Below are 23,185 nucleotides of genomic sequence, written 5' to 3' on the forward strand. Positions count from 1 at the left end.
GAATAGCTAATTATAGGGGTTTAAATGAGCAACTCTAAATCAAAAATTCCTTTTTGGACTTTCGATAGGAAAAATGCTTTAAATCAAGTTAAATCTTCATTTTCTGGTTTATCTTCTCAGGAATCATCTTATAGATTAGATAAATTTGGCCCCAATACCTTAAAAAATGATAAGAAAACTCAATCTGATTTTTTATTGTTTATAAACCAATTTAAAAATCCAATTACTCTTATATTACTTTTCGCAGCATCTCTTTCTTTTTTTCTGCAAGATACTACTAATTCAATTATAATACTACTAATTATATTATTTTCAACAATCTTAGGATTTTGGCAGGAAAAATCCGCAGGGGATGCTGTAAATGAGCTTTTAAATCTTATTAAGGTTAAAACTACTGTTCTTAGAGATGAAAAAAAAGAAGAAATATTTGTTGAAGAAGTTGTAATGGGAGATATTGTTTTTTTAAGTGCAGGGGATATTATCCCTGCTGATGGTCTTATTATTGAAGAAGATGAGCTTTTTATTGATGAAGCTACATTCACTGGTGAAACTTTTCCTGTTGAGAAAAAAATAGGTGTTTTAGATAAGGACACTCCTTTAAATAAAAGGATTAATTCTGTTTTTATGGGTTCTCATGTTGTTAGTGGGACTGGAACAGTTTTGATTATTTCTACAGGAAAAAATACTGAATTAGGAAATATAAGTGAAAAATTAAGCTCTAAAATTCCATTAACAGATTTTGAAATTGGTATTAAGCGATTTGGTGCTCTTTTGATGGAAATTACTTTAATCATGGTGATTTTTCTTTTTGCAGTTAATGTGCTTTTAAACAAACCCTTTTTTGATTCTTTACTTTTTACATTGGCTTTAGCTGTAGGATTGACTCCTCAATTGTTACCAGCTATAATAAGTGTTAATTTAGCTAAAGGTGCAAAACAAATGGCTAAAAAGAAGGTCATTGTGAAACGTCTTAATTCTATTGAAAATTTTGGTAATATGACTGTTATGTGTTCAGATAAGACTGGAACTTTAACTGAAGGCAAAGTTGAAGTAGATAATACTTTAGATTATTTAGGTAATAATAGTGAAATGGTTCTTAAGTTAGCTAAAATAAATGCAACTTTACAGCAAGGATTTAAAAATCCTATTGATAATGCTATTTCAAATATTGAATTAGAAGAGTTTGAAAAATATGTTAGGGTTGATGAAATTCCTTATGATTTCATTAGAAAAAGACTTAGCTTGTTAGTAAGACTTAAATCTAAAAAAAAGATAAATAATAATCTTAATACTAATACTAATACTAATACTAATACTAATACTAATACTAATACTAATACTAATACTAATACTAATACTAATACTAATACTAATACTAATGATTTTAATAATAATTCTAGTAATAATCTGAATAATAAATTTAGTAATGGTCTTAATAATACTGATAATATTAATGATCAAAACATTTTTGAAAAATCTAATATTTTAATTACTAAAGGGGCTGTTATTGAAGTATTAAGTATTTGTAGTCATGCGGTTAATAATGAAGGGAAAATTGTTGATATTTCTACTGTAATTGATCAAATAAATGCTCTTTATAATAAATTAAGTTCTGAAGGTTTTAGAACACTAGCAGTAGCTTATAAAGATTTTGGAAGTGCATCGGTTATTAATCGTGATGATGAATCTCAAATGATTTTCACTGGATTTATTTCTCTTTTTGATCCTCCAAAAGAGGGAATAAAAGATACTATATTTGATTTAAATAATCTTGAGGTAGAACTTAAGGTAATAACTGGTGACAATGCTTTAATAGCTAAAAATATGGCTAAAAAAGTGGGGATGAATAACAATAAGGTTATTACTGGTAATGATATTCAGAATATGAGTGATGCTGCTTTTGTTCATAATGTTTCTAAATATAGCGTATTTGCAGAAATTGAACCAAATCAAAAAGAAAGAATAATACTAGCTTTAAAAAGCACAGGAAAAGTGGTTGGGTATATGGGTGATGGTATTAATGATGTTTCAGCTATTCATAGTGCAGATGTAGGTTTATCTGTTAATACTGCTGTTGATGTAGCTAAAGAAGCAGCTGACATGGTTTTATTAGACAAAGATTTAGAAGTTCTTATTGAAGGTATAAAAGAGGGTAGAAGAACTTTTGCAAACACTCAAAAATATATTTTCATGGCTACAAGTGCCAATTTTGGGAATATGTTTAGTATGGCGGGAGCTTCAATTTTTTTGCCATTTTTACCATTATTACCAAAACAAGTTCTTCTTACTAACTTAATGACAGATATTCCTTCTATGACTCTTCCTTCAGATAATGTTGATGATGAATGGATAAAACATCCAAGAGGTTGGGATTTAAGTTTTATAAAAAAATTCATGATAGTATTTGGAATTTTAAGTTCTGTTTTTGATTATATAACTTTTGGAGTTTTAATATTTCTATTTAAAGCAAGTGAAGTTGAATTTCAAACTGGTTGGTTTATTGAATCTGTTGTTTCAGCTACTTTAATTGTTTTAGTTATTAGAACAAGGAAATCTTTTACTAAGAGTAAACCAAGTAAATATTTAGCATTTTTTTCAATATCAATAGCTTTATTTGTGATGATATTGCCTTATATCCCATTTGCGTCAATATTAGGATTTAAACCTGTTCCTCCGATTTTTTATCTAGTTTTATTAAGTATTGTCGTGTTTTATATAGTATCTGCAGAGATAACTAAAAGATGGTTTTATAAGAGCTTAAATTCTTCATAATTGATGTTTTTTATAGAAATTGATATTTTTCATAAATAATTTAAATTATTTATATTTAATTTTATTTTTAATTCTATTTTTAATTTTAACCATATTCTTAATCTTATTAAAAATTTTAACTTATTTTTACATCTATTCTTTTTTAATTAGCTTTATTTAACCTTGCTTAACTTAAATAAGTTAAGTATATTAAGTATGTTTTATATAAGATATAGTAAGAAGTTAAATACTATAAATATATATTAAGATATTATTCAAATATTGTTACATTGTCTAATAATTATATAATCTAATAATATAATAAATAATACTATTATACTCATTATTATAGTTATTATTATACTTATCACGATAATTATTACTATAATTATTACTATAACTTTATTATAATTATTATTAAAGTTATTAATACTAATTTGAAATTATAATATTAAATTGGGTTGTTATAATGGCAGAATATTCTGATACAGATCAAATAAAGATATCTAAAAAATGGTTCGATCCACCAAACACAGGTTTACCTGCTTATGATGATAATGGTAATTTATTAAGTGTTTTAGAGGTTTTTAATTTTCCAGATATGATTGAGGAATATTTAATAGAATTAGAAATAAGAAATTATTCTAAAAATACAATTAAAACATATAAATCTATTATTACCAATCTTCATGAATTTTTAAAGACTCAAGATGATTTAAATGATGAGAAAAGATTTTTAAGAAGTTTTAAAAGATATATTCAACATTTAAAAAGAGATAAGTTAGTTTCTCAAAATTATATATATTTGGTAACTGTTGTTTCAAAAAAATTCCTCGAGTTTAATAGGTTGTATTTTTTAGATGAAGTTAAAGCTCCTAAAAGAACTAAATCTCTTCCAAAATCACTAAATGAATCAGAAGTTAAAAAACTCATCAATGCTTATGATGAAGATATTAATGATAATAATAATGAAGAAATTAGTAATTTTAATCTTAATGATAATAATGGTAAAACAAAGAATAAAATTAGAAATAAGCTTATTTTAACATTATTATATTCATCAGGAATTCGAGTTTCAGAACTTGTTTCATTATTAACAAAAGACATAGATCTTGAAGATAGAACTATGAGAATTAGAGGTAAAGGGGATAAAGATAGAGTAGTTCTTTTTGATAATAATGCTAAATCTTTGATTGAAAAATATATGATTATTCGAGAATCTGATAGTGATTATTTATTTGCAAACAGGTTGAGTAACCCTTTATCAACTAGATATATTCAAATCATGATAAAAGATTATGGAAAGAAAGCTGGAATTGATAAAAAAGTAACTCCTCATATTTTGAGACATTCTTTTGCAACACACCTTTTAAAAAATGGAGTTGATATTAGAGTTATACAACAGCTTTTAGGTCACTCTAATTTATCTACTACTCAGATTTATACTAGTGTCGATATGGAAACTCTTAAAAATGTTTATGATAAAGCTAGAATGTGAATTGTTATTAAATATCAATCATTATTAATTTAATTATTATTAACAATTATTAAATATTATCATTAAATTTTATATTATTATTTTTTCTGTTTTTTATTTATTTTTAATAAGTGAAAAGTATTTATATTATACATATCAATACTATTTATTGATGCAAAATGTATGAAAAACTATTATTAAATTTAGCAATTTTAGCTGGAAAGATTAGTTTCATTGTTTTAAAAGTTACAGGAAGACAAGGGACAGCAATGCCTGGGAAAGTAGCTATTAAAATTTTTCCAGGTATTCTGAAAGAGTTAACCAAAAGGTGTAATAAAACTGTTGTTATTACTGGTACAAATGGTAAAACCACTACAAATAATTTAACAAATCATATTATTGGTGGAAAATATGATAATTTAGTTTCTAATCTTAAAGGAGCTAATATGATTCAAGGGGTGGTAACTTCTTTCATTGTAAATAACAAAAATTTCTATGATTGGGGAATATTTGAAGTGGATGAAGGCTCTATTCCAGATGTAATTCATTTTTTCTCTCCAGATTATGTTATTTTAACAAATTTTTTTAGAGATCAACTTGATAGATATGGTGAGGTTGAAAATACAATACATTTAGTATATGATACTTTAAAGGATGTTGATTCTACTTTAATCTTAAATGCAGATGATCCTTCGACTACTCAGTTTAATAAGTTGCCTAATGAAAAAATATATTATGGCTTTAATAAAAATCAATTTTCTAAAATAGATCATAGTGTAGCAGAGTCTATATTTTGTAAAAATTGTGGTAATCGTTTAAGCTATAACTTTATAAGCTATGGTAATGTTGGAGATTATTATTGTGATAGTTGTGGTGTTGAACGTCCAAAAATTAATTATGCTGCTGAATCAATAGATATTAAAGATAATAGCTATGAATTTCTATTAAAAATTAATAATTCTGAAAGTATTAATGAAAGTATTAATGAAAGTGTTAATGAAAGTGTTAATGAAGGTATTATTGGGAGTATTAGTGAAAATATTGCTGAAGATAAATTTGTGTTTAAATATATGGGTATTTACAATATTTACAACTGTTTAGCAGCTATTTCTCTTTGTTTAACTGAAAATTTTGATATATCCTTTGTTCAAAATCAAGTTGAAAATTTTGATTATAAATTGGGGCGAATGGAGACCATAAGTTTCCCAAATAAAGATGTGGTTTTAGTTTTATCGAAAAATCCTGTTGGATTGAGTGAAGTTTTTAATAGCTTTTCTCATGATGAAGAACCGAAATCTATAATGTTTCTAATTAATGATACTCCTGCAGATGGAAAAGACATATCTTGGATTTGGGATGCTGATTTTGAGCAAATAAATAATATAAAAAATATTAATTATTTTTACTGTTCAGGAACAAGAGCAAATGAAGCAGCTTTAAGACTAAAGTATAGTAATTTTAATACAGATAAAATAAAAAAACATGTTTCAAAAGAAGTAAGTGATATTAAAACACCAATAAAAGAGGTTTTAGATGAAAATATTAAATCTTATATTATTGGGACTTTTACTGCTGTTCCTGAAGTAAGGAAATTTTTACTAAAAGAAAAATCAAAATATAATAGTGTAAATAATATTAAATCTGATTAAATTCTTAATCTAATTAAACTCTTGAATTGATAATAAGGTTAATAGATAATAAGGTTAACAATATGAAACTTGAAGTAGTCAATATGTATCCTGATATTTTAAATATATATGGGGATATTGGAAATTTAATATGTATTAAAAATAGATGTGAATGGAGAGGAATCGACATTAACATCAAAAACTTTACAATCGATAAAGAAACCAACCTTGAAGATTCAGACATGATTTTAATTGGTGGAGGATCTGATAAAGGGCAAGATATTATTTCAGATCATATTCTTAATCAAAGAAATTCTTTAGAAAGCTTTATTGAGGCAGAAAAACCTATTTTAGCTATTTGTGGGAGTTATCAAATATTTGGTAATTATTATCTTAACCCTTATAATGAAAAGATTCCTTGTCTTGAAATTTTTGAAATGGAAACTATAAGCAAAAAAGAGAGACTTACAGGAGATATTTTAATCTCTAATAATTTGAGGTCTGATTCATTGCTTAAATCAAAACAATCATATAATTTAACTGATATTATTGGATTTGAAAATCATGGTGGAAGGACCTATCATAATTATGATCCATTAGGCAATGTTAAGGTAGGCTTTGGAAATAATGGAGAAGATGGGGAAGAGGGCATGATTTATAAAAATTTCATTGGTAGCTATTTACATGGTCCTATTTTACCTAAAAATCCTCATATTGCAGACTATATGATATTTAATGCTTTGAAAAATAAGTATGATACTGATTATTTAAATGAAAATATATTAAATTTAAAAGATATTGATGATAGTATTGAAATAAATGCTCATAATATAATGAAGAATAGAATATTAAAAACTTAATCATTTATAGAAAATAAAATTAAGAATAAAGTTAGAAATAAAATTAGAATTGAATATAGAAAATAAAATACAAATTAAATAAAATACAAATTATACATAATATAAAAAAAATGAAAGTATGAATTTTATTAATTTTTAAGATATATTATTAATTTTAAGACATATTTTCCATTTTTTTAAAGAATTCTTTGGATCGTTTTTCTATTTCTTCATCAGATAGCTTTTCTATTGTTTTGGATATCATCCAATTATACCCATAAGGATCTTTTAAACTTCCCATTCTATCTCCCCAGAACATATCATCCATCTCCATGGTTATTTCACATCCTGCTTCAACAGCTTGTTTGAAAAGTTCATCTGCATCATCGGTTATGATCCAAATGTTTAGAGGACATCCTCCAATTTCATTTGGTGAAAAAGCTCCAAAATTTTCATTAGAATCATTTAAATAAAAATATTCTCCATTGATAGTTATTGCAACGTGCATAATACTTCCATCAGGTCCAAAGTACTTTGATACTTCTTCTGCAGAAAATGCTTTTTTATAGAATTCTATTGCTTCTATACTGTTAGGTACTATCAAATTAAGAACAATACCCAACTCTTTTCCTATGTTCATTTTATCACCCTTTTACAAATTTTGTTTTATTATTCTAAAATATATTTTTATTCCATTAATTTTTAATTTACCTGTTTTGTTAATTGTTTTACATTTTTTGAATTGTTAGTTTAATGGATTTTTGTAAATTTTTTATCAATTAATTTTAGTTATAATATTGTTTTTATTTGTAAAAATTATATTTTCATAAATTATATTTACATATATATTTATATATTATTTGATATATAATTTTAAATAGAATTATTATAAGACTATATTATATTAATAATTATTTTTTAATATTTTTAGTAATAAAATAATTTATTTTAATTTTTACAGTTTTACTGTTATTTAGTTTTATTTAATTTTATTTAGCTCTATTTGTCTTTATTTGTATTTTCTGATTCATGTTTTCATGTATTTTTCTCTAATATTATATCATTCATATATTAATACTTAATATTTTCATAAATGCTTATTTTTAATAGCATTTATATTCATTGCTTATATTTTAATTATTAATAGTATTCTATCTATTTTTAACAAACAACATTTAACTTATAAAATATTTAACATCTGACATCTTAGGATCAATATTTTTGGTTTTAATTAAATAGAAAGTTATTTAAATAATCAATGTTAGTTATATATAATACTATCGGAAGGTTTATATATGATGAAGTGTATATTATATATGTGATATAATAATTATTTATTTTTAAGTTTGATTTTATGAAGTTTTTAGGAAATATTTCTCACTTATCTAATTCTGGAAGATTAATAGCTAGATCTTCACAGTCACCTCCTTCAGGAGCTTCTGTTTTTAATAAGGATAAAAAGAAAATAGGTAAAATTATAACTGTTTTTGGACCTACAAAAGAACCATATATATCAATAGGAATTTTTAAATCAATGTCTATGGATGATTTTAAAGAGTCTATTGGTGAAGATTTATATTTTTCTGAAAATCCTAAAAATAGAAAATTCAATAAAAGTAGAAATAAAAATAAGAGTGTTAAAAATAAGAGTAGAAAAACTTATAGGAAAAATAAAAATAATAAAAACAACACTAGTAAAAGATTAAATAAGAATAAAAATACTAGAAAAAACAATTGAACAATTATTGAACAATTGCAATAAAAAATTACAATTAATCAATAAACACTATTTAAACACTATGTTAATAACAGAATATTGTCATGAATTATCTTTTATGATATTTAAGCAATATTTTGATAATAATTATATTTAATTACTTAATAATCATAGAATTTCATTGAATGTTTAAGTTAAACTTTGTTTAGTTTGAATAACTTGATTAATTTGAATGAATTTAATTTGAGTGATTCTAATTGATTTAATTTTCATATTTTAATATTTGAAAGTTATAAATACTTTAATAATTTTTAAAAAAATAAAGGGGTTAATAGCACGAAAGAAGAAGTGAAAACTAAGGTTTCAGAAAGAAAACCTATAGAGAATGTTTCTGCAAAAAGAAGAATGCAGAATGATGTTTCTGACACAGAAAAACAGAATAAATGTCCAGAATGTGGTTCAGAAAATCTGATTGGCGATTATGAAAGGGCTGAAGTAGTTTGCGCTAGCTGTGGTCTTGTTATTGATGAAAATCTAGTTGATATGGGTCCAGAATGGAGAGCATTTGATCACGAACAAAGGGACAAACGTACAAGAGTAGGTGCTCCAATTACTTATACTATACATGATAAAGGTTTGAGTACTATGATTGATTGGAGGAATAAAGATATTTATGGTAGAGATATTCCTGCAAGAAACAGAGCACAATGGTATAGGTTAAGGAAATGGCAGAGAAAAATTAGAATTTCTGGAGCTACAGAAAGAAACCTTGCATTTGCTTTAAGTGAGCTTGACAGAGATTCTTCAAGATTAGGTCTTCCAAGAAGTGTTAGAGAAGCTGCATCTGTTGTTTACAGAAGTGCAGTAGAAAACAAACTTATTAGAGGTCGTAGTATCGAAGGTGTAGTAGCTGCCTCTCTTTATGCTGCATGTAGGAGATGTAATGTTCCACGTACTCTTGATGAAATAGCTGAAGTTTCAAGAGTAAGTAAAAAAGAAGTTGGAAGAACTTATAGGTTCTTAACTCGTGAATTGAATATAAAACTTCCACCTACATCACCTGTTGATTATGTTCCACGATTTGCAAGTGAACTTGGTCTTTCTGGTGAAGTTCAATCAAGAGCTATTGAAATAATTGAAAAAGCTATGGAAAAAGGTCTTACTTCTGGTAGAGGGCCTACTGGTGTAGCTGCTGCTGCGTTATATATTGCTTCTGTTCTTTTAGGTGAGAGAAAAACACAAAGGGACGTTGCTGATATTGCTGGTGTTACAGAAGTTACAATAAGAAATAGATATAAAGAGCTTACAGAACAACTTGAAATGGGTGTAACTCTTTAATTATATTTTTTTAATAATTATATTTTTTTATAATAATTATTTTTTATAATAATTATATTTCATAATACTTATTTTTTATTTTATTATCTTTAATAATTTTTATATTTTTAATTTTTTTAGTTTTTAATTAATAATATTATTAATATTTTTAGCTTTAATATCTAATTATTAATATTTTTAATTTTCAATCTTTTTAATTAGTAATATTTTTAACATTTTTAATTTTAATATTCTTGACCTTAATACTTTTAATCTTAATATTTTTAGCCTTAATAGTTTTAGTTTTAATATTCTTAGCTTTAATATTTTTTAGAAAATATTTCTATTGATTTTTTTAATTCTTTTATTATTCCCGAATTATCACTATTCTTAACATTATAAAGGTTTTTTTGGTATTTATTTAAATTATTTAGAAAATTTTCAAGTGTTGAAACATTAACCTTTTCATGCATTTCTCCATATCCCAATTTATCTATATAAAAACCATTAAGTAGCTGTTCAAAGTTTCCAATAGCTGGAATACTGTAAATAGGTTTTTTTAAATAAATAGCTTCACTTATTAATGTGAAGCCTCCGTTAGTGATTACAGCTTTTGCATTGCTCATATCTTCATATATTTTATCTTCATTAAACTTTCTAAAAGTTAAATTTCCTTCGATTCCTTCTTTATTAAATCCATATACAATGAATTTTTCATTAAATTCTTTTAGTATTCTTATAAGTTCCTTATTTGAATTACTAGTTTGATAAACAAATACATATTCTCCATAACTGGTTTTGAGATTTCTTATTTTATCTCTAATAACTGGAGGATAAATAGTTGCTTTATCTGGATTTTTTATCTTTGGGAAAAAGTAACTAGTTATTATATATCTCTTTGGTCTCATTATATAAGATCTTATAACACTTTTTGCTTTTAACATATCTTGTCTATGATGAGGAGGATAATCTATGAATGTTTGAGTTATAATATTTATATTATCTAAACTTATTAAGGGAACATTAATAAGCTTACTTAGAATACTTGAATAATTCTCAAAATCAGATATTATTATATTTGGCTTAACCTCTCTAGCTTTCTTAAATAATATTCCATAATTTTCCTTTAAATTGTTAGGAGTTGCCTTAATTGCGTTTAAAAGGGTTCTTTTATTTTTTACCTCATTATTTTCATAAACTGTATTGAAACCACCAATTTCATACACATTATCAAATTTATTCTTTAAATATCTATATGATCTATCACTTGAAAATATATATATGTCATATTTTTCTTTGTTTTCTTTTTTTGTTAATTCTTCTAATATTACTCCACTTCTAACAGCATGACCCATACCTTCTCCACAAACAGAATAAAATATCTTTATTTTCTGATTTTCGATTTTTAGAGGTTTATTATTAGTAATTTTTAGTTCTGACTTTTTATTATTAAGATTTCTATCATCCAGTTTTTTACTATCTAATCTTTTATTATCTATATATTCTAAGTCTTCACTTTTAACTATCGAATGATTGTCTGATATTTTTTTAATCTTTGCAAGCAAATCTTCTTTTTCTAATGAATCTTTAGGAAAATGATCAAATTCATATTCTAATTCTTCAGCACTAGTTCTAATCCCCCTAAGATCATTGAATGTACTTTTTCCATATTGCATTGCGAGCTTACCTAGTCCTTCTTCTTCAAGTCTGCGAGTAGATACATTTATTATAGGGTTTCTAAGAACTTTGAATTTGTTATTTTTAGCTATTCTTTCAATATAATCTGTATCTTCTCCAAATGTAAGCTTTTCATTAAAACCAGAATATTCTTCATGTAACTCTTTTTTACATATTATTCCATAACAACCTGCTCCATGAGGTTTTATTTTTTCAAAAGCTATCATAAACCAGTTAGCTAAGTCATGAAGGATTTTATCTCTTTTTTTTTCGGATATTGGGTTTATTTGTGTAATTCCAATGTCTAATTCATTAGCTTCAAACTCTTCAATCATCTCTATAAGATAGTTTTGAGTTAATTCTAGATCAGAATCTAAAAATAAAAGTATTTCTCCTTTTGCAATTTTAGCCCCATTGTTTCTTCCAACACCAGGCATTCCTCCTTGAACTACAGTACAACCATAATTTTTAGCTATTTTTACAGTATTGTCACAGGAGTTAGCATCAGCTACAATCACTTCATAATCCTTAAATTTTTGCGATTCAATACTTTTTAATAGATTAGGAAGATATTCTTCTTCATTGTAAGTAGGAATTATAATACTTAGTTTCATTTTAATCAATAATTCATTATTTATAGGTAAATATTAACTGTAATAATATTATTGTAATAATTAATTAGTAGTTATAATACATATTAGTTAATAGTAAATAGTTCTAATAAGTATTAATTATTAATAAATACTAATTATATAAATATTAGCTAGCTTATTAGCTAAGTTGACCTTTTACATTTTTATATTTGTAGGTAATTATATATGTTAATATAATATTTAAATTTATATTTTATTTTAAGTGTTTCTAAACTATTTATTGTTGGTTAAATTCGTATTATTTGAATTAATGTATGAATAAAAGTTCCAACTCATAGAAAATGCATCGCCCTGATTTTTAAGTGATTTTATTAAGCTGTTAAGTAGTTCCATCTCATTATATTTGGGAGATATGAGAATCAATGTTTTTTTATCATTGTTATTATCGATATTATTACTATTGTTATTATCAATATTAATATTATTATTTTCAACATTAATATTATTATCATTATTATTTTCAATTGATATTACTGAGTAATCACTTAAAGTATTATTCAATTCAGCTAATGAGCTTGTTTGATTTATTATATTTATTTCATAGTTTTCTGTATTTGTCCCAATTATTGAAATAGATATAGCTGTTAATATAATTAAAGCTAAAAAGATATGGGGTATATATCTTTTAAAACTTTTATATGAGAAGTTAACTTTATTTCTAATTTTCTCTATATATTCCTCGTCTTTATTAGTAATATGTAATTTGTTAAATAGTCTAATTGTATAATAATCAAAGGCATTACCATCAAAATAGATAAGTAACATTCCATAAACTGCCCCTGCACAAGGGACTGAGAATAATCCTCCATCAAATATTCCAATTAATCCTATAGTTGATGCAAATATTAAGATTAACCTACTTGGGGCTAAACGATCTTTCATTGAACCTAGCTGTGATAAAAATAGAATTGGTAAAACTATTATTATTATATTGGCTAGTTTTGGAACATATTGGTATAAAGAATCTCCAGTATTAACTCCTATCGGAACTCCTAAAGATAGATTTGAGAGAATAAATCCAATAACTCCTCCAATAACGGACTTATAAATATGAGAATGTAATATGCTTGTAGTTGTTGGTGTAGGATCCATAGCTATAAAAATTGTAAATGGAGAAATTCCCATTTGTGATCTTATTATTAATTCCATTATTAATCCTAAAATTGCTGTAACTAAAATAAGAAATATTGAAAACTTTATATAAGTATTATTTTCTAGTTTAAATATGGATAAAATTTTATTAGAGCTTATTTTTTTAATGTATTTATTTTCTCTAAAATTCCCATTATATTCAAATAATTGACTGAATATTAGAAAAATACCTAATATTAAGAAAAATAGTATATCTTTTCCTTTTGAAGAGCCCATTAGGAATAAATGAGTAATTGGTCTTATGAATGGATTAAAAACATCTGTAAAAAAGATTGATACAGCTATAAATATAAAAAAAATTCCAAATAAAGTATATCTATCTATTTTCATGTTTAATCTCTTTAATTTAATCTATTTATATTTAATTTCTTAATTAAATTTTTTTATATTTAATCTTTTTAATTAAACTTTTATATTTAACTTATTTTTTAATTTAATTTCTTTAATTAATTTTTTTATATTTAATTTGATTATTATTATACCTATTAGCTATTATTAGTTTTATTTTTACTATTGCTATTTTTGTTCTTATTATTAATATTGTTTTTTTTATTATTATTATTTTTATCTTATTAATGATTTTATTAATTTATAAAATTATTCTTATTTTTATAATTTTATATATGTTTATAAGTTCTTATATAATTTAGTAGTTATAAATATAAAGTATCAAACAATTAATATAGATAAAGATATAAATATTTACATATTCTGATGCTTTCACATTTGTTTAGAGGTGTAATTATTCTTTTACTTGAATATGTATTTTTTTTAATTATCATAGGAATTTTTGCAGGGAGTTTAGCTGGTTTATTAGGTATCGGTGGGGGATTCTTGATGGTACCTCTTCAATACTTCCTTTTAACTTCTATGGGTGTTGACCATGATTTAGCCTTGAGAATATCTATTGGAACAAGCCTGGCTATTATTATTCCAACAGCAATTTCTGGAGCTTATAGTCATCAATGTGAATTAAAAAATATACTAAACATTGGGATTATTTTAGGAATATTAGGTATGTTTGGAGGTATTTTAGGGGGAATCGCTTCTTCAAACCTTCCTTCTAACATACTTGGAAGTATTTTAGGTTTTTTCCTTATTTTTACAAGCATATTTATGGTTTTAAATAAGAAAATATCAAAAAAGAATAGTGAAACAGATAGTGAAATCAGTATTAAAAAGAACATTAAAAAGGATATTGAAAACAATAGTGAAAGCAATAGTGAAAATAATATTGAATATACTTGTAAAGATGATAGTGAAAAGGATTGTGAAAATAATATTGAAATTAACAGTGAACTTAATTTTAATGTGATTAATAATGATTCTAATGAAATAGATAATGATATTGAAAGAGATGGTCTTTATAGTCCTAAGCTAAAATGGTCTATTTTATTTGGAATAATAGTTGGATTTTTATCTGGTCTTCTTGGAATTGGTGGAGGAGTATTTTTAATTCCTTTACTTATTTTATTAGGATTTACTTTAAGAAGATCGATTGCCATATCTTCTGTTTTTATATCTTTAACAGCTATAGGTGGAACTTTATCTTATATTTTCACTGGATTTGGTGTTAATACTTTGCCTTATTCATTAGGATATATTAGCTTGGTTAACTTTGGAATTATAATTCTTTTTTCAATTCCAATGGCTTACTTCGGAGCAAAATTAGCATATAAAATTCCTGAAAAAAGATTAAATCAAATTTTTGCTATATTATTATTTTATATGGGTATTAAAATGTTGGGATTAGATCCAATATCTTATATATTGGGGATTTAAAAAAGAGTAATGTTTATAATCCAAATGTTAGTTCTATCATTTTAGTAATTCAACACCAGTTCCACGAGCAATGATATGAATATTATCTTCTTTAAGGCTACTTAAAGTATCATATTGAATATCTAAATCTAAAATACCATCACAACCTTCTTTTTTAGCATTATTTGATAGATTCACTATTGCTTGTTCTTTTGCTTTTTCAAGGTTTTTTATTAATACTTCATCTTCTTTAGCTTCTTTATCTTTCATTAGGGATTTTTTTGTTTGTATTAATATCTCTCCTTCATAAATCCCTTTAAATTCTTTTATACTCATATTTGAAACTGAATTTGTGGTTAAAAATAAAATTCCTAGATTATTTATATTAATTCTATCCATATCCTCATCATAATCCATTTCACTAGTTTCTTCAACATATTCTTTTCTAAGGATTTTATAGTATAATTTTTTCAAAGATATATGCATATAATCAACAAATTTCTTGAAAAACCCTAATGTATATGATAATACACCTAAAAGAACTACGATTAAGAAATAATTTATAAAAATAGGGAATGCTGCTTGTAAGATAATGGCTGCACTTCCAATTGTTATTAGATTCAACCCAAGACTGCTATTTATATATATAAATCCATAAAGAACTGTTATAAAGAATAATATGAATGCACTAACAGCTCCAGTGGTTTTACCATAAAATCTCCCTGCAAGATAGGTTTCAGTATAACCTGCAATTATAGGGGAAAAAATCAACCCAAGATTAAATCCAAATATAGCTATGTTAAATGCATAGAATAATATAAGTGAAATAACTCCTATTGCAGTTCCAATAGCTATAAAAACAGTAGCATAAGCTATATCTTTAATTTTAGATTTTCTATATTTAGTTAAAATCATTTGAATCAAGATTTATGTAATTTTATGTAATTTTAGATGTTTTTGAATCCATATATTTTAATAATGAATGTAATTTTAATTAATAAACTAATTATAAATATTTTTAATTAGCAAATCTAATCTTAATTAGTAATTTAATAAGAATTTAATTAATAACATATATTTTAGTCTTTATAAGAAACAGCTGTTCCATAAGCAGTAACAAGGATTGTATTTCCCATTGTTCCACCAAGATTATTATAAGAGATTTTAAGCCCTATGATAGCATTTCCACCTAGTTCCTTAGCTTTATCTTCCATGCTATCTAAAGCTAATTCTCTAGCTTTTTCTAATTCTTTTTCATAAGCTGAAGTTCGTCCACCTACAACGTCACGAACTCCTGAAAACAGATCTTTATAAACATTAGAACCCATTAAAGAATCACCTGTTACCAAACCATGATATTCGATTATTTCTTTATTGCCTAATGTATTTGTAGATGATAATAACATTTAAACACCACTTATTAGTTGAATATAGTTTAATTTAATGAGTATATTTATTGAATCAATATATTAATTAAATATAAAATAAATCAATATTAAATTAATAATATTTTTTAAATCAATATATTAAGTTAATATTTAAGATAAATTAATATTAAATCAATAATAGATTAATTTATAATTTAATGATTATCTAAAAAACATCATATATGCGAATACTAATATGAATATAACCATTACAACAAATAAAATCATTCTACTTCTCTTCATCTGAGCTTGTCTATCTCTCAAAACTTTCTGACATTTTGGGGAGCAAGTAGTTTCATCTAATGGTATAGGAGTATTACAAACAGGACAATGTTTATGCATATCAGTCATATTTTTCACCTTTTATTTTTTGCTTTTTATAATTTTTTTTTTTTTAAATGTTAATTTTAATATAATAAATATGTTTTTGCTATGATTATTTTATTTTAATTATTATTATAGTTTAATTGTAATTATTATTATCTTAATTATAATATTATTATTATTCTTTTAATTATACTATTATCCTTATTATTATTTTAATTATAATATTTACTCTTGATAGTCTTCTAATTATTATTTAAATTAGTATTAATATGATTATTACAAATAATGCTTTTATGTATTAGGCTCAAATTATTTAGAAACAATCTTAGTTCCAATTTTTTCACCATTTATAGCTTTAACTAAGTTTTCAGGATTGTCTCCATTAACTATGATGGTTTCAAGTGCAGAACGTCTTATCATTTGAATAGCAGTCATATCAAAAAATTCATATGTTCCAGCCTTAACATCTTTTCCTTTAATAACTTCTAACATTTCATCAGCTGTGATTTCTTCTATTAATTCAGCATCAGAATATTTATTGGGATCTTTATTATACATCCCATCAACAGAAGTTAAATTTATCAAAAGGTCTGCTTTAACATACTCAGCTAAAATTGCACTAACAGCATCAGTACTATGTGCAGGCTCAGTACCACCCATCACAATGATTTTTCCACTAGCTGAATATTCTAAAGCTTCTTGGAAATTATGAGGAACTTTCTGATAGGCTTTATCTTCTAAGGATAAAAGTAGTAATTTAGCATTTATTCTTGTAACTTCAATACCTATATCATCACACTTTGCTTCACCACAATCAAGATCTCTTACAATTTGAATATAATCTCTTGCAGGCCTTCCACCACCTACAACAACAAAAATCTCATGTTCTTTAGCTAAATTCCCTAAAATTTCAGCATACTCCTGAAACTTCTTATAATTATAATCTTTTATTATTATGGATCCACCAATTGCAGCTACTATACGCATAAATTCACCAATATGAGTTTTATAAAATAATTTATTATTTTAAAATTTTTAGATTCATTTTAGATTCACTATCTTTAATAACTTTATAGCTATTATAAAGCTTATTTTATAGATTTAATACTACATTATTAAGAATATCTATTAAGAATATCATTAAGAACAATATTAAAAAATTAAAAAACATTATTAGAAAATTAATTCTAATCTTTTATTCTTTTATACTTATTTTCAATATATTAATTACTGTTTATAAAATTATCTATCAAATATTATTTTAAAAATAGATAATAATTAGTGATGAATATTAAAAAATGATAAAATTATAAGGAATAATAATTGTAAAGAATAATAAAAATTTTTTTATTATTTGTTAAATAATTCATGGAAAAAGTTATTTTAGATAAATTCACTTTTCAATAATATAAATATTTTAATGAACTTAAAATTTTAGCTAAGCAATCTATATCAGATTTTAAAATGAAAAATAGGTTTAATTAGGTTTTATTTAATGACCCTTTTATATTCTTTTCTATTCTCTTTATATTTCATCAAAGATTTTACATTTTTTCAACTCTTTATATTTCATCAAAACTTTTATATTTTTTTCCAAATCTTTTCAAAAATTTTATTAACCATATTATAATAAATATAAACAATGGTTGTTTTATTATGGATGATAAAAAGTTATATATTATTATTGGAGTGGCATGTGTTATAATAGCTGTACTAGGAGCTGTGAGTTTTGGGGCTATCACAGCTTATACATCATATAATGATACTAATATAAAGTTAGACGTTCCACAAGGCACTGAATTTCAAATAAATCCTACTAACGCAAGTTTAAATTATATAAGCACAAACCCTAAACTGAATATTTCTGTTGCATCAATAGATCCAAATAATAGTTATGCAAATGAAACTTACTCAAAATTTAAAGGAGATATCTTAAATAAACTATCAAAAAAGAAAATGAATAATAGTGATCATAATTATAATGGAACTATCTATAATATGAGTAATAATACTAGTAATAAGACAGTTTATTCAATTGTACTATTTAATGACACTTCTTATTCAATTGTGGTTTTATCCTCTGAAAATCTAAACACTGTTATTAAGATGGGTGAAACTTTTGAGTTAATGAAACCTTATATAATTAAACTACCAGAAGTTAGTAATCAAAAAAATTCAGTTAATAATGGTAATAATAGTTACTTAGCTTTAGCATTATTATATGGATATATAATGGGATATTATGATGGTTCTTCTTCATACGATGATTACTATGATGATTCATATTATGATGATTACTATGATGACTCAGATTACGATGATGATTATGAGGATGACTCATATGATGATTATGACTATGATGATGATTACTATTATGATGACGATTATTATGATGATTATAGCTATGATGATTACTACCATTAGATATAAGAATGTGATTTTATGAATAATAAAAAAACAATAATATTAGGGGTAATGTTTTTAGCTGTAATAGGATTATGCTTAGCTCCTGCTAGTGCAAGTAAAACAAGTCACTATACAGTTAAAATAAACAATAAAGATGTTTTTGGAAAAACTGTGGTTAAAAACACTCCTACTAAAAAAGTAACTCACACTATAGGATGGAAAAAAGGAATAAATTACTATGATGATAAAACAAACTATAAAAAAGCTAAATATTTTAAATATAGGACAACACTTTCTAGTCATGGTAATATTTATGATAAACAGTATATAACCAAAGCTAAAATCAAATATAGGTTATATAATTATAAAGTAGGTAAGTTTTCGAATAAATATTCTTATAAAACAATCTATGCTAAAGTATTTAGTGGTGGAGGTAACACTGTTAGTTATACAGCTAATAAAAACTGGGTTCCTATAAAAACACTTGTATATATGAAGAATATAAAGTATAAATGAATTTTTACTCATTTTATTTTTACTTTTTCTATTAAATTTTTATTTTAAGTTTAAGACTTATTTTTTTTATTTTCTCTATTAAATAATTTCTAAGCTTTAAATTTTTATTAAACCTTTTTTTATTATTTATATTATTAAATATCATATAATATATAATATTGAGGATATCATTTTTAGTTATTCTTTATTTTTATTAATATTTTTATTAACATTTTTATTAATATTCTTATTAACATTTTGATTTTTACTATTTTTCTATTTTTTATAAAATTATTTAATTAAATAATGTTATCAATGAAAAATGTTGGCAATGATAATTGTTGTCAATGACAACATTTATATATTATAAAGTTCATATATTACCTTTTCTTTATTTCATTCGTAATATAACAAATAAAAATTTCAGAGTTTTAAAAATGCAAAAAATTAAAGATATGGATAATATGAGTTATTATTTAAATTGCTATATTTTAATTCTTAATAAAGCTCATCAAGCATTCATAAATCCTTATTTGAAAGAAAAGGGTATTAGCTATAATCAATATGGATTGATTTTACATATTTATCATGATGAAGGTTCTATTCAAGGAAATATAGCTTCAGCATGTGGAACTGATAAATGTGGAGCATCTAGATCCCTTAGAATATTAGAAGATAAAAAATTAATTATTAAAAAAATTGATGAAAATAATAGACGTTCTTACAAGCTATTTTTAACAGAAAAAGGTAAAAAAATAGTTGAAGATATGATTGAAAAGGAAATCCAATGGGAAGATCATATTTGTGAAAAAATGAACATTGAAAAAGAAGAACTTTTTAAAATGTTAAATAAAGCATGTATTAGTTCTTTAGAATTAATAAATTATTAGAATTAATAAAAAAAATAATAGTTGATATGATAAAATGAAAGACATAGAATTTAAACCAATATCATTATCAGATAAACCTATATTTGATGATTATTTTAATAAAACTAATTTCAATAATGCTGAAAAGAATTTTTCTAATCTTTTCATGTGGAGAAAGACCTATGAATATGAATATGCAATAATTAACGATTGTTTATGTATAAAAGGTAAACTAAGAGATAGTAAAAAACCATTTTGTCATTTTCCATATGGAGGGTGTGATATTAAAGATTCTTTATCTTTAATAAAAGAAGTTTTTAAAAAAGAAGGAGATACTCTAATAATCAAACCATTACTTCCTGAAATGAAAAAATGTTTAGAAAAAACCTTAGAAGATTTCACATTAATAGAAGATAGAGATTCATTCGATTATATTTATAAATCTAACAAATTAATCACATTATCTGGTTCTAAACTACGTAATAAACGCCGATGGCTTAAAAAATTCAGAGAAAGTTATGATTATAATTATGAAGAGATAAATTCAAATAATTTGATCGAAGCAAAAGAATTTACTATAAATACTATTAAAAATTCTAACAATGATACAGATGAGATTATAGCTATGGAAGAAATGTTTGATAATCTATTTGAATTAGGAATTAAAGGATGCATTATCCGAATTGATGGTAAAATTGTTGGAGTATCTACTGGAGAAGAATTAACCAAAGATACTGTTGTTATCCATTGCGAAAGAGCTGACACTAACTTTGAAGGAATTTATAATTGTATTAACCAAGAATTCTGCGAAAAACAATGGTCAAACTATGAATTTATTAACCGTGAAGAAGATCTTGGAATTGAAGGTTTAAGGCAAGCAAAATTAACCTACCGCCCAGATTTACTGTTATCTAAATATATTGCTAAAATAGAGGTTTAACCATGACTTATGTTAATAAATTAGATGGAGATAGAATATTTTTAAGTTTAAGTCAAAAAGAAGATTTAAACTTATATAATGATTGGTTAAATGATTTTGAGATTAATTTAACATTTGGTAGGAGTCATATTGTTTTTAATGAAGAAAAACAAGCTAAATATATTGAAGATTATAATAATAGTGATGATAAATTCTTCTTCGTTATAGTAAAAAAAGGAAAAACTTCTGAAGACGAACAAGCTATTGGAATAGGATTATTATATGATGTAGACTTTGTTCATGGAAAAGCTACTTTAGGCCTTTTATTAGATAAATCTTTCCAATCAGAAGGCTATGGTAAAGAAGCTACAAATCTACTTCTTGAATTTTCTTTTAATATTTTAAATTTAAACAATGTTATGTTATATGCTATTGATTTCAATGAAAAAGCTATAGCTATGTATGAAAATCTTGGATTTAAAATAATTGGGCATCGAAGAGAAGCTTATAATATAAATAATAAAGTTTATGATGAAGTATATATGGATATATTGAAAAAAGAATTTAATGAAATAAACAATTAATTAATATGATTATTATTATGAATAAAATTAATGATAATGATATTTTGAAATTTTTGTTTTTAATCAGAGAATAGCTTCAAGTATAAATATTTTTTATTCATTCATATTCTTCCTTTTAAATTATAATTGACTCAAATCTATACATTCTAGGCAGATAAAACGATTTTTGCTTAGTATAATATAATACTATTACTGTTGTTATTATTAATATTATTGTTATTTTTTTAAAATTAACCATGTTTTTTCCTTATTATAATATTATTTATTAGTTTTTAATGCATTAATTAAATTTATTAATGATGAGGTAATTATGATATTATAATAATAACTATTGTTATTTTATATAAATATAGTATGTTTTATATAATTTGTTTTTGGAGGTATGTTGAAAATGCTTGATTTGAAAGGAACAAAGACAGAGAAGAATTTAATGGGCTCTTTTTCAGGAGAATCACGGTCTAGGAATAAATATACTTTTTATGCAGCTAAAGCAAAAGAAGAAGGTTATGAGCAAATCGCTGCTTTATTTCTTGAAACAGCGGAAAAAGAAAGGGAGCATGCAAAAATATGGTTTAAATTTTTACATGATGAAAAAATTCCTGATACAGTAACTAATTTAGAAGATGCTGCTGATGTTGAACATTATGGATGGACTATGTATGATAAATTTGCAAAAGAAGCAGAAGAGGAAGGTTTTAATGAAATTGCTTATGTTTTTGAAATGGTAGGTCAAATTGAAAAAGAGCATGAAGCAAAGTATAAGAAATTATTAGCTAATTTAAAAAATGATGAAGTATTTAAAAAAGAAAACACAGTAGTTTGGGAATGTAGGAATTGTGAATATATTGTTGAAGGAAAATCTGCCCCAGAAATTTGTCCAGTATGCAAATATCCAAAAGCATACTTTGAAATAAAAGCAAAAAACTATTAAAAATTTATTTATAATAATAGAATAATAATGCTATTATATTAAGTGTTGAAAGTCTCTAATTTATGATTATATCATTGATTATGGACATTTTTGAGGAAGAAGCTTAATAATATTTATTTGCTCTTCTTTAAGAAGGCTGTAAAAAAGAATAAAAACAAGTAATTTAAAAATTAACTAATAAAAATCATGTTAGTTTGGTTAAAACATCTAAATGGGTTAGCTATGAAACCATATGGAAGAAATTTTCAAAAAAGT

General features: G+C 24.1%; 20 protein-coding genes. 13 read left to right on the forward strand and 7 right to left on the reverse strand.

Annotated elements, in window-relative coordinates:
* The first annotated feature begins 24 nt into the window (after positions 1–24).
* The 4 genes from MarbSA_RS08970 to MarbSA_RS08985 all read left to right on the forward strand — a co-directional run bounded on the left by MarbSA_RS08970 (position 25) and on the right by MarbSA_RS08985 (position 6,716).
* Positions 25–2,772: a cation-translocating P-type ATPase gene (locus tag MarbSA_RS08970; RefSeq protein ID WP_221061446.1), complete on the forward strand. Its 2,748-nt coding sequence runs from the start codon at positions 25–27 to the stop codon at positions 2,770–2,772.
* Between the two features lie 580 nt (positions 2,773–3,352).
* The gene (xerA, locus tag MarbSA_RS08975) at positions 3,353–4,249 is read left to right on the forward strand and encodes a site-specific tyrosine recombinase/integron integrase (RefSeq protein ID WP_244987900.1); all 897 of its coding nucleotides are present in this window, start codon (positions 3,353–3,355) and stop codon (positions 4,247–4,249) included.
* Positions 4,250–4,407: 158 nt separating this feature from the next.
* A complete protein-coding gene (locus MarbSA_RS08980; protein WP_221061448.1) occupies positions 4,408–5,877 on the forward strand; it encodes a Mur ligase family protein in 1,470 nt (489 codons plus the stop codon).
* Positions 5,878–5,939: 62 nt separating this feature from the next.
* Entirely contained in the window at positions 5,940–6,716 is a 777-nt protein-coding gene (locus tag MarbSA_RS08985; RefSeq protein WP_221061449.1) for a type 1 glutamine amidotransferase, read from the forward strand.
* Between the two features lie 154 nt (positions 6,717–6,870).
* On the opposite strand, the gene MarbSA_RS08990 is transcribed toward MarbSA_RS08985, so the two are convergent.
* Entirely contained in the window at positions 6,871–7,335 is a 465-nt protein-coding gene (locus MarbSA_RS08990; RefSeq protein WP_221061450.1) for a VOC family protein, read from the reverse strand.
* A gap of 714 nt (positions 7,336–8,049) precedes the next feature.
* Here MarbSA_RS08990 and MarbSA_RS08995 point away from each other — a divergent pair.
* Entirely contained in the window at positions 8,050–8,433 is a 384-nt protein-coding gene (locus MarbSA_RS08995) for a Gar1/Naf1 family protein (protein WP_054835773.1), read from the forward strand.
* A gap of 384 nt (positions 8,434–8,817) precedes the next feature.
* The gene (locus MarbSA_RS09000; protein ID WP_042703385.1) at positions 8,818–9,750 is read left to right on the forward strand and encodes a transcription initiation factor IIB; all 933 of its coding nucleotides are present in this window, start codon (positions 8,818–8,820) and stop codon (positions 9,748–9,750) included.
* Between the two features lie 299 nt (positions 9,751–10,049).
* Here the strand turns inward: MarbSA_RS09000 and MarbSA_RS09005 are convergent, their stop codons facing one another.
* Positions 10,050–12,020, reverse strand: a complete 1,971-nt coding sequence (locus MarbSA_RS09005; protein ID WP_221061451.1) for an MJ1255/VC2487 family glycosyltransferase — start codon at positions 12,018–12,020, stop codon at positions 10,050–10,052.
* A gap of 252 nt (positions 12,021–12,272) precedes the next feature.
* The gene (locus tag MarbSA_RS09010; RefSeq protein ID WP_221061452.1) at positions 12,273–13,541 is read right to left on the reverse strand and encodes a hypothetical protein; all 1,269 of its coding nucleotides are present in this window, start codon (positions 13,539–13,541) and stop codon (positions 12,273–12,275) included.
* A 384-nt stretch (positions 13,542–13,925) separates the two neighbouring features.
* Between MarbSA_RS09010 and MarbSA_RS09015 the strand changes: the two genes are divergently transcribed.
* A complete protein-coding gene (locus MarbSA_RS09015) occupies positions 13,926–14,993 on the forward strand; it encodes a sulfite exporter TauE/SafE family protein (RefSeq protein WP_221061453.1) in 1,068 nt (355 codons plus the stop codon).
* Between the two features lie 36 nt (positions 14,994–15,029).
* Here MarbSA_RS09015 and MarbSA_RS09020 read toward each other — a convergent pair whose 3' ends face one another.
* From MarbSA_RS09020 to pyrH, 4 genes are all read right to left on the reverse strand, one after another.
* The gene (locus MarbSA_RS09020) at positions 15,030–15,887 is read right to left on the reverse strand and encodes a heavy metal-binding domain-containing protein (protein ID WP_221061454.1); all 858 of its coding nucleotides are present in this window, start codon (positions 15,885–15,887) and stop codon (positions 15,030–15,032) included.
* Positions 15,888–16,051: 164 nt separating this feature from the next.
* Positions 16,052–16,378 (reverse strand): YbjQ family protein, encoded by a 327-nt coding sequence (locus tag MarbSA_RS09025; RefSeq protein WP_042703391.1) that lies wholly within the window; start codon positions 16,376–16,378, stop codon positions 16,052–16,054.
* Between the two features lie 183 nt (positions 16,379–16,561).
* Complete coding sequence (locus tag MarbSA_RS09030; protein WP_221061455.1) at positions 16,562–16,750, reverse strand: DUF2116 family Zn-ribbon domain-containing protein; 189 nt, start codon at positions 16,748–16,750, stop codon at positions 16,562–16,564.
* 285 nt (positions 16,751–17,035) lie between these two features.
* Complete coding sequence (gene pyrH / locus MarbSA_RS09035) at positions 17,036–17,713, reverse strand: UMP kinase (protein WP_054835655.1); 678 nt, start codon at positions 17,711–17,713, stop codon at positions 17,036–17,038.
* A 669-nt stretch (positions 17,714–18,382) separates the two neighbouring features.
* Here pyrH and MarbSA_RS09040 point away from each other — a divergent pair.
* The 6 genes from MarbSA_RS09040 (at position 18,383) to rbr (ending at position 22,930) form a co-directional block, all read left to right on the forward strand.
* Positions 18,383–19,150: a hypothetical protein gene (locus MarbSA_RS09040; RefSeq protein ID WP_054835654.1), complete on the forward strand. Its 768-nt coding sequence runs from the start codon at positions 18,383–18,385 to the stop codon at positions 19,148–19,150.
* Between the two features lie 18 nt (positions 19,151–19,168).
* On the forward strand, positions 19,169–19,648 hold the full coding sequence (locus MarbSA_RS09045; RefSeq protein ID WP_221061456.1) for a hypothetical protein: 480 nt from the start codon (positions 19,169–19,171) through the stop codon (positions 19,646–19,648).
* A gap of 416 nt (positions 19,649–20,064) precedes the next feature.
* Positions 20,065–20,517, forward strand: a complete 453-nt coding sequence (locus MarbSA_RS09050) for a MarR family winged helix-turn-helix transcriptional regulator (protein WP_054835419.1) — start codon at positions 20,065–20,067, stop codon at positions 20,515–20,517.
* Positions 20,518–20,551: 34 nt separating this feature from the next.
* Complete coding sequence (locus tag MarbSA_RS09055; protein WP_054835420.1) at positions 20,552–21,436, forward strand: DUF2156 domain-containing protein; 885 nt, start codon at positions 20,552–20,554, stop codon at positions 21,434–21,436.
* Positions 21,437–21,438: 2 nt separating this feature from the next.
* Positions 21,439–21,999 (forward strand): GNAT family N-acetyltransferase, encoded by a 561-nt coding sequence (locus tag MarbSA_RS09060; RefSeq protein ID WP_054835421.1) that lies wholly within the window; start codon positions 21,439–21,441, stop codon positions 21,997–21,999.
* A 391-nt stretch (positions 22,000–22,390) separates the two neighbouring features.
* Positions 22,391–22,930, forward strand: a complete 540-nt coding sequence (gene rbr, locus MarbSA_RS09065) for a rubrerythrin (RefSeq protein WP_221062088.1) — start codon at positions 22,391–22,393, stop codon at positions 22,928–22,930.
* Positions 22,931–23,185 lie beyond the last annotated feature (255 nt).

The sequence above is a fragment of the Methanobrevibacter arboriphilus genome, from assembly GCF_019669925.1.
Lineage (GTDB): Archaea > Methanobacteriota > Methanobacteria > Methanobacteriales > Methanobacteriaceae > Methanobinarius > Methanobinarius arboriphilus_A.

What these genes read in the sequence shown, in the direction of transcription:
- MarbSA_RS08970 (WP_221061446.1), top strand. Translation starts at nt 25, where the DNA reads ATGAGCAACTCTAAATCAAAAATTCCTTTTTGGACTTTCGATAGGAAA.
- MarbSA_RS09005 (WP_221061451.1), bottom strand. Translation starts at nt 12,020, where the DNA reads ATGAAACTAAGTATTATAATTCCTACTTACAATGAAGAAGAATATCTT.
- MarbSA_RS09060 (WP_054835421.1), top strand. Translation starts at nt 21,439, where the DNA reads ATGACTTATGTTAATAAATTAGATGGAGATAGAATATTTTTAAGTTTA.
- MarbSA_RS09010 (WP_221061452.1), bottom strand. Translation starts at nt 13,541, where the DNA reads ATGAAAATAGATAGATATACTTTATTTGGAATTTTTTTTATATTTATA.
- pyrH (WP_054835655.1), bottom strand. Translation starts at nt 17,713, where the DNA reads ATGCGTATAGTAGCTGCAATTGGTGGATCCATAATAATAAAAGATTAT.
- MarbSA_RS09050 (WP_054835419.1), top strand. Translation starts at nt 20,065, where the DNA reads ATGCAAAAAATTAAAGATATGGATAATATGAGTTATTATTTAAATTGC.
- MarbSA_RS09040 (WP_054835654.1), top strand. Translation starts at nt 18,383, where the DNA reads ATGGATGATAAAAAGTTATATATTATTATTGGAGTGGCATGTGTTATA.
- MarbSA_RS09045 (WP_221061456.1), top strand. Translation starts at nt 19,169, where the DNA reads ATGAATAATAAAAAAACAATAATATTAGGGGTAATGTTTTTAGCTGTA.
- MarbSA_RS09055 (WP_054835420.1), top strand. Translation starts at nt 20,552, where the DNA reads ATGAAAGACATAGAATTTAAACCAATATCATTATCAGATAAACCTATA.
- MarbSA_RS08990 (WP_221061450.1), bottom strand. Translation starts at nt 7,335, where the DNA reads ATGAACATAGGAAAAGAGTTGGGTATTGTTCTTAATTTGATAGTACCT.
- MarbSA_RS08995 (WP_054835773.1), top strand. Translation starts at nt 8,050, where the DNA reads ATGAAGTTTTTAGGAAATATTTCTCACTTATCTAATTCTGGAAGATTA.
- MarbSA_RS09025 (WP_042703391.1), bottom strand. Translation starts at nt 16,378, where the DNA reads ATGTTATTATCATCTACAAATACATTAGGCAATAAAGAAATAATCGAA.
- rbr (WP_221062088.1), top strand. Translation starts at nt 22,391, where the DNA reads ATGCTTGATTTGAAAGGAACAAAGACAGAGAAGAATTTAATGGGCTCT.
- MarbSA_RS09000 (WP_042703385.1), top strand. Translation starts at nt 8,818, where the DNA reads ATGCAGAATGATGTTTCTGACACAGAAAAACAGAATAAATGTCCAGAA.
- MarbSA_RS09015 (WP_221061453.1), top strand. Translation starts at nt 13,926, where the DNA reads ATGCTTTCACATTTGTTTAGAGGTGTAATTATTCTTTTACTTGAATAT.
- xerA (WP_244987900.1), top strand. Translation starts at nt 3,353, where the DNA reads ATGATTGAGGAATATTTAATAGAATTAGAAATAAGAAATTATTCTAAA.
- MarbSA_RS08985 (WP_221061449.1), top strand. Translation starts at nt 5,940, where the DNA reads ATGAAACTTGAAGTAGTCAATATGTATCCTGATATTTTAAATATATAT.
- MarbSA_RS09030 (WP_221061455.1), bottom strand. Translation starts at nt 16,750, where the DNA reads ATGACTGATATGCATAAACATTGTCCTGTTTGTAATACTCCTATACCA.
- MarbSA_RS09020 (WP_221061454.1), bottom strand. Translation starts at nt 15,887, where the DNA reads ATGATTTTAACTAAATATAGAAAATCTAAAATTAAAGATATAGCTTAT.
- MarbSA_RS08980 (WP_221061448.1), top strand. Translation starts at nt 4,408, where the DNA reads ATGTATGAAAAACTATTATTAAATTTAGCAATTTTAGCTGGAAAGATT.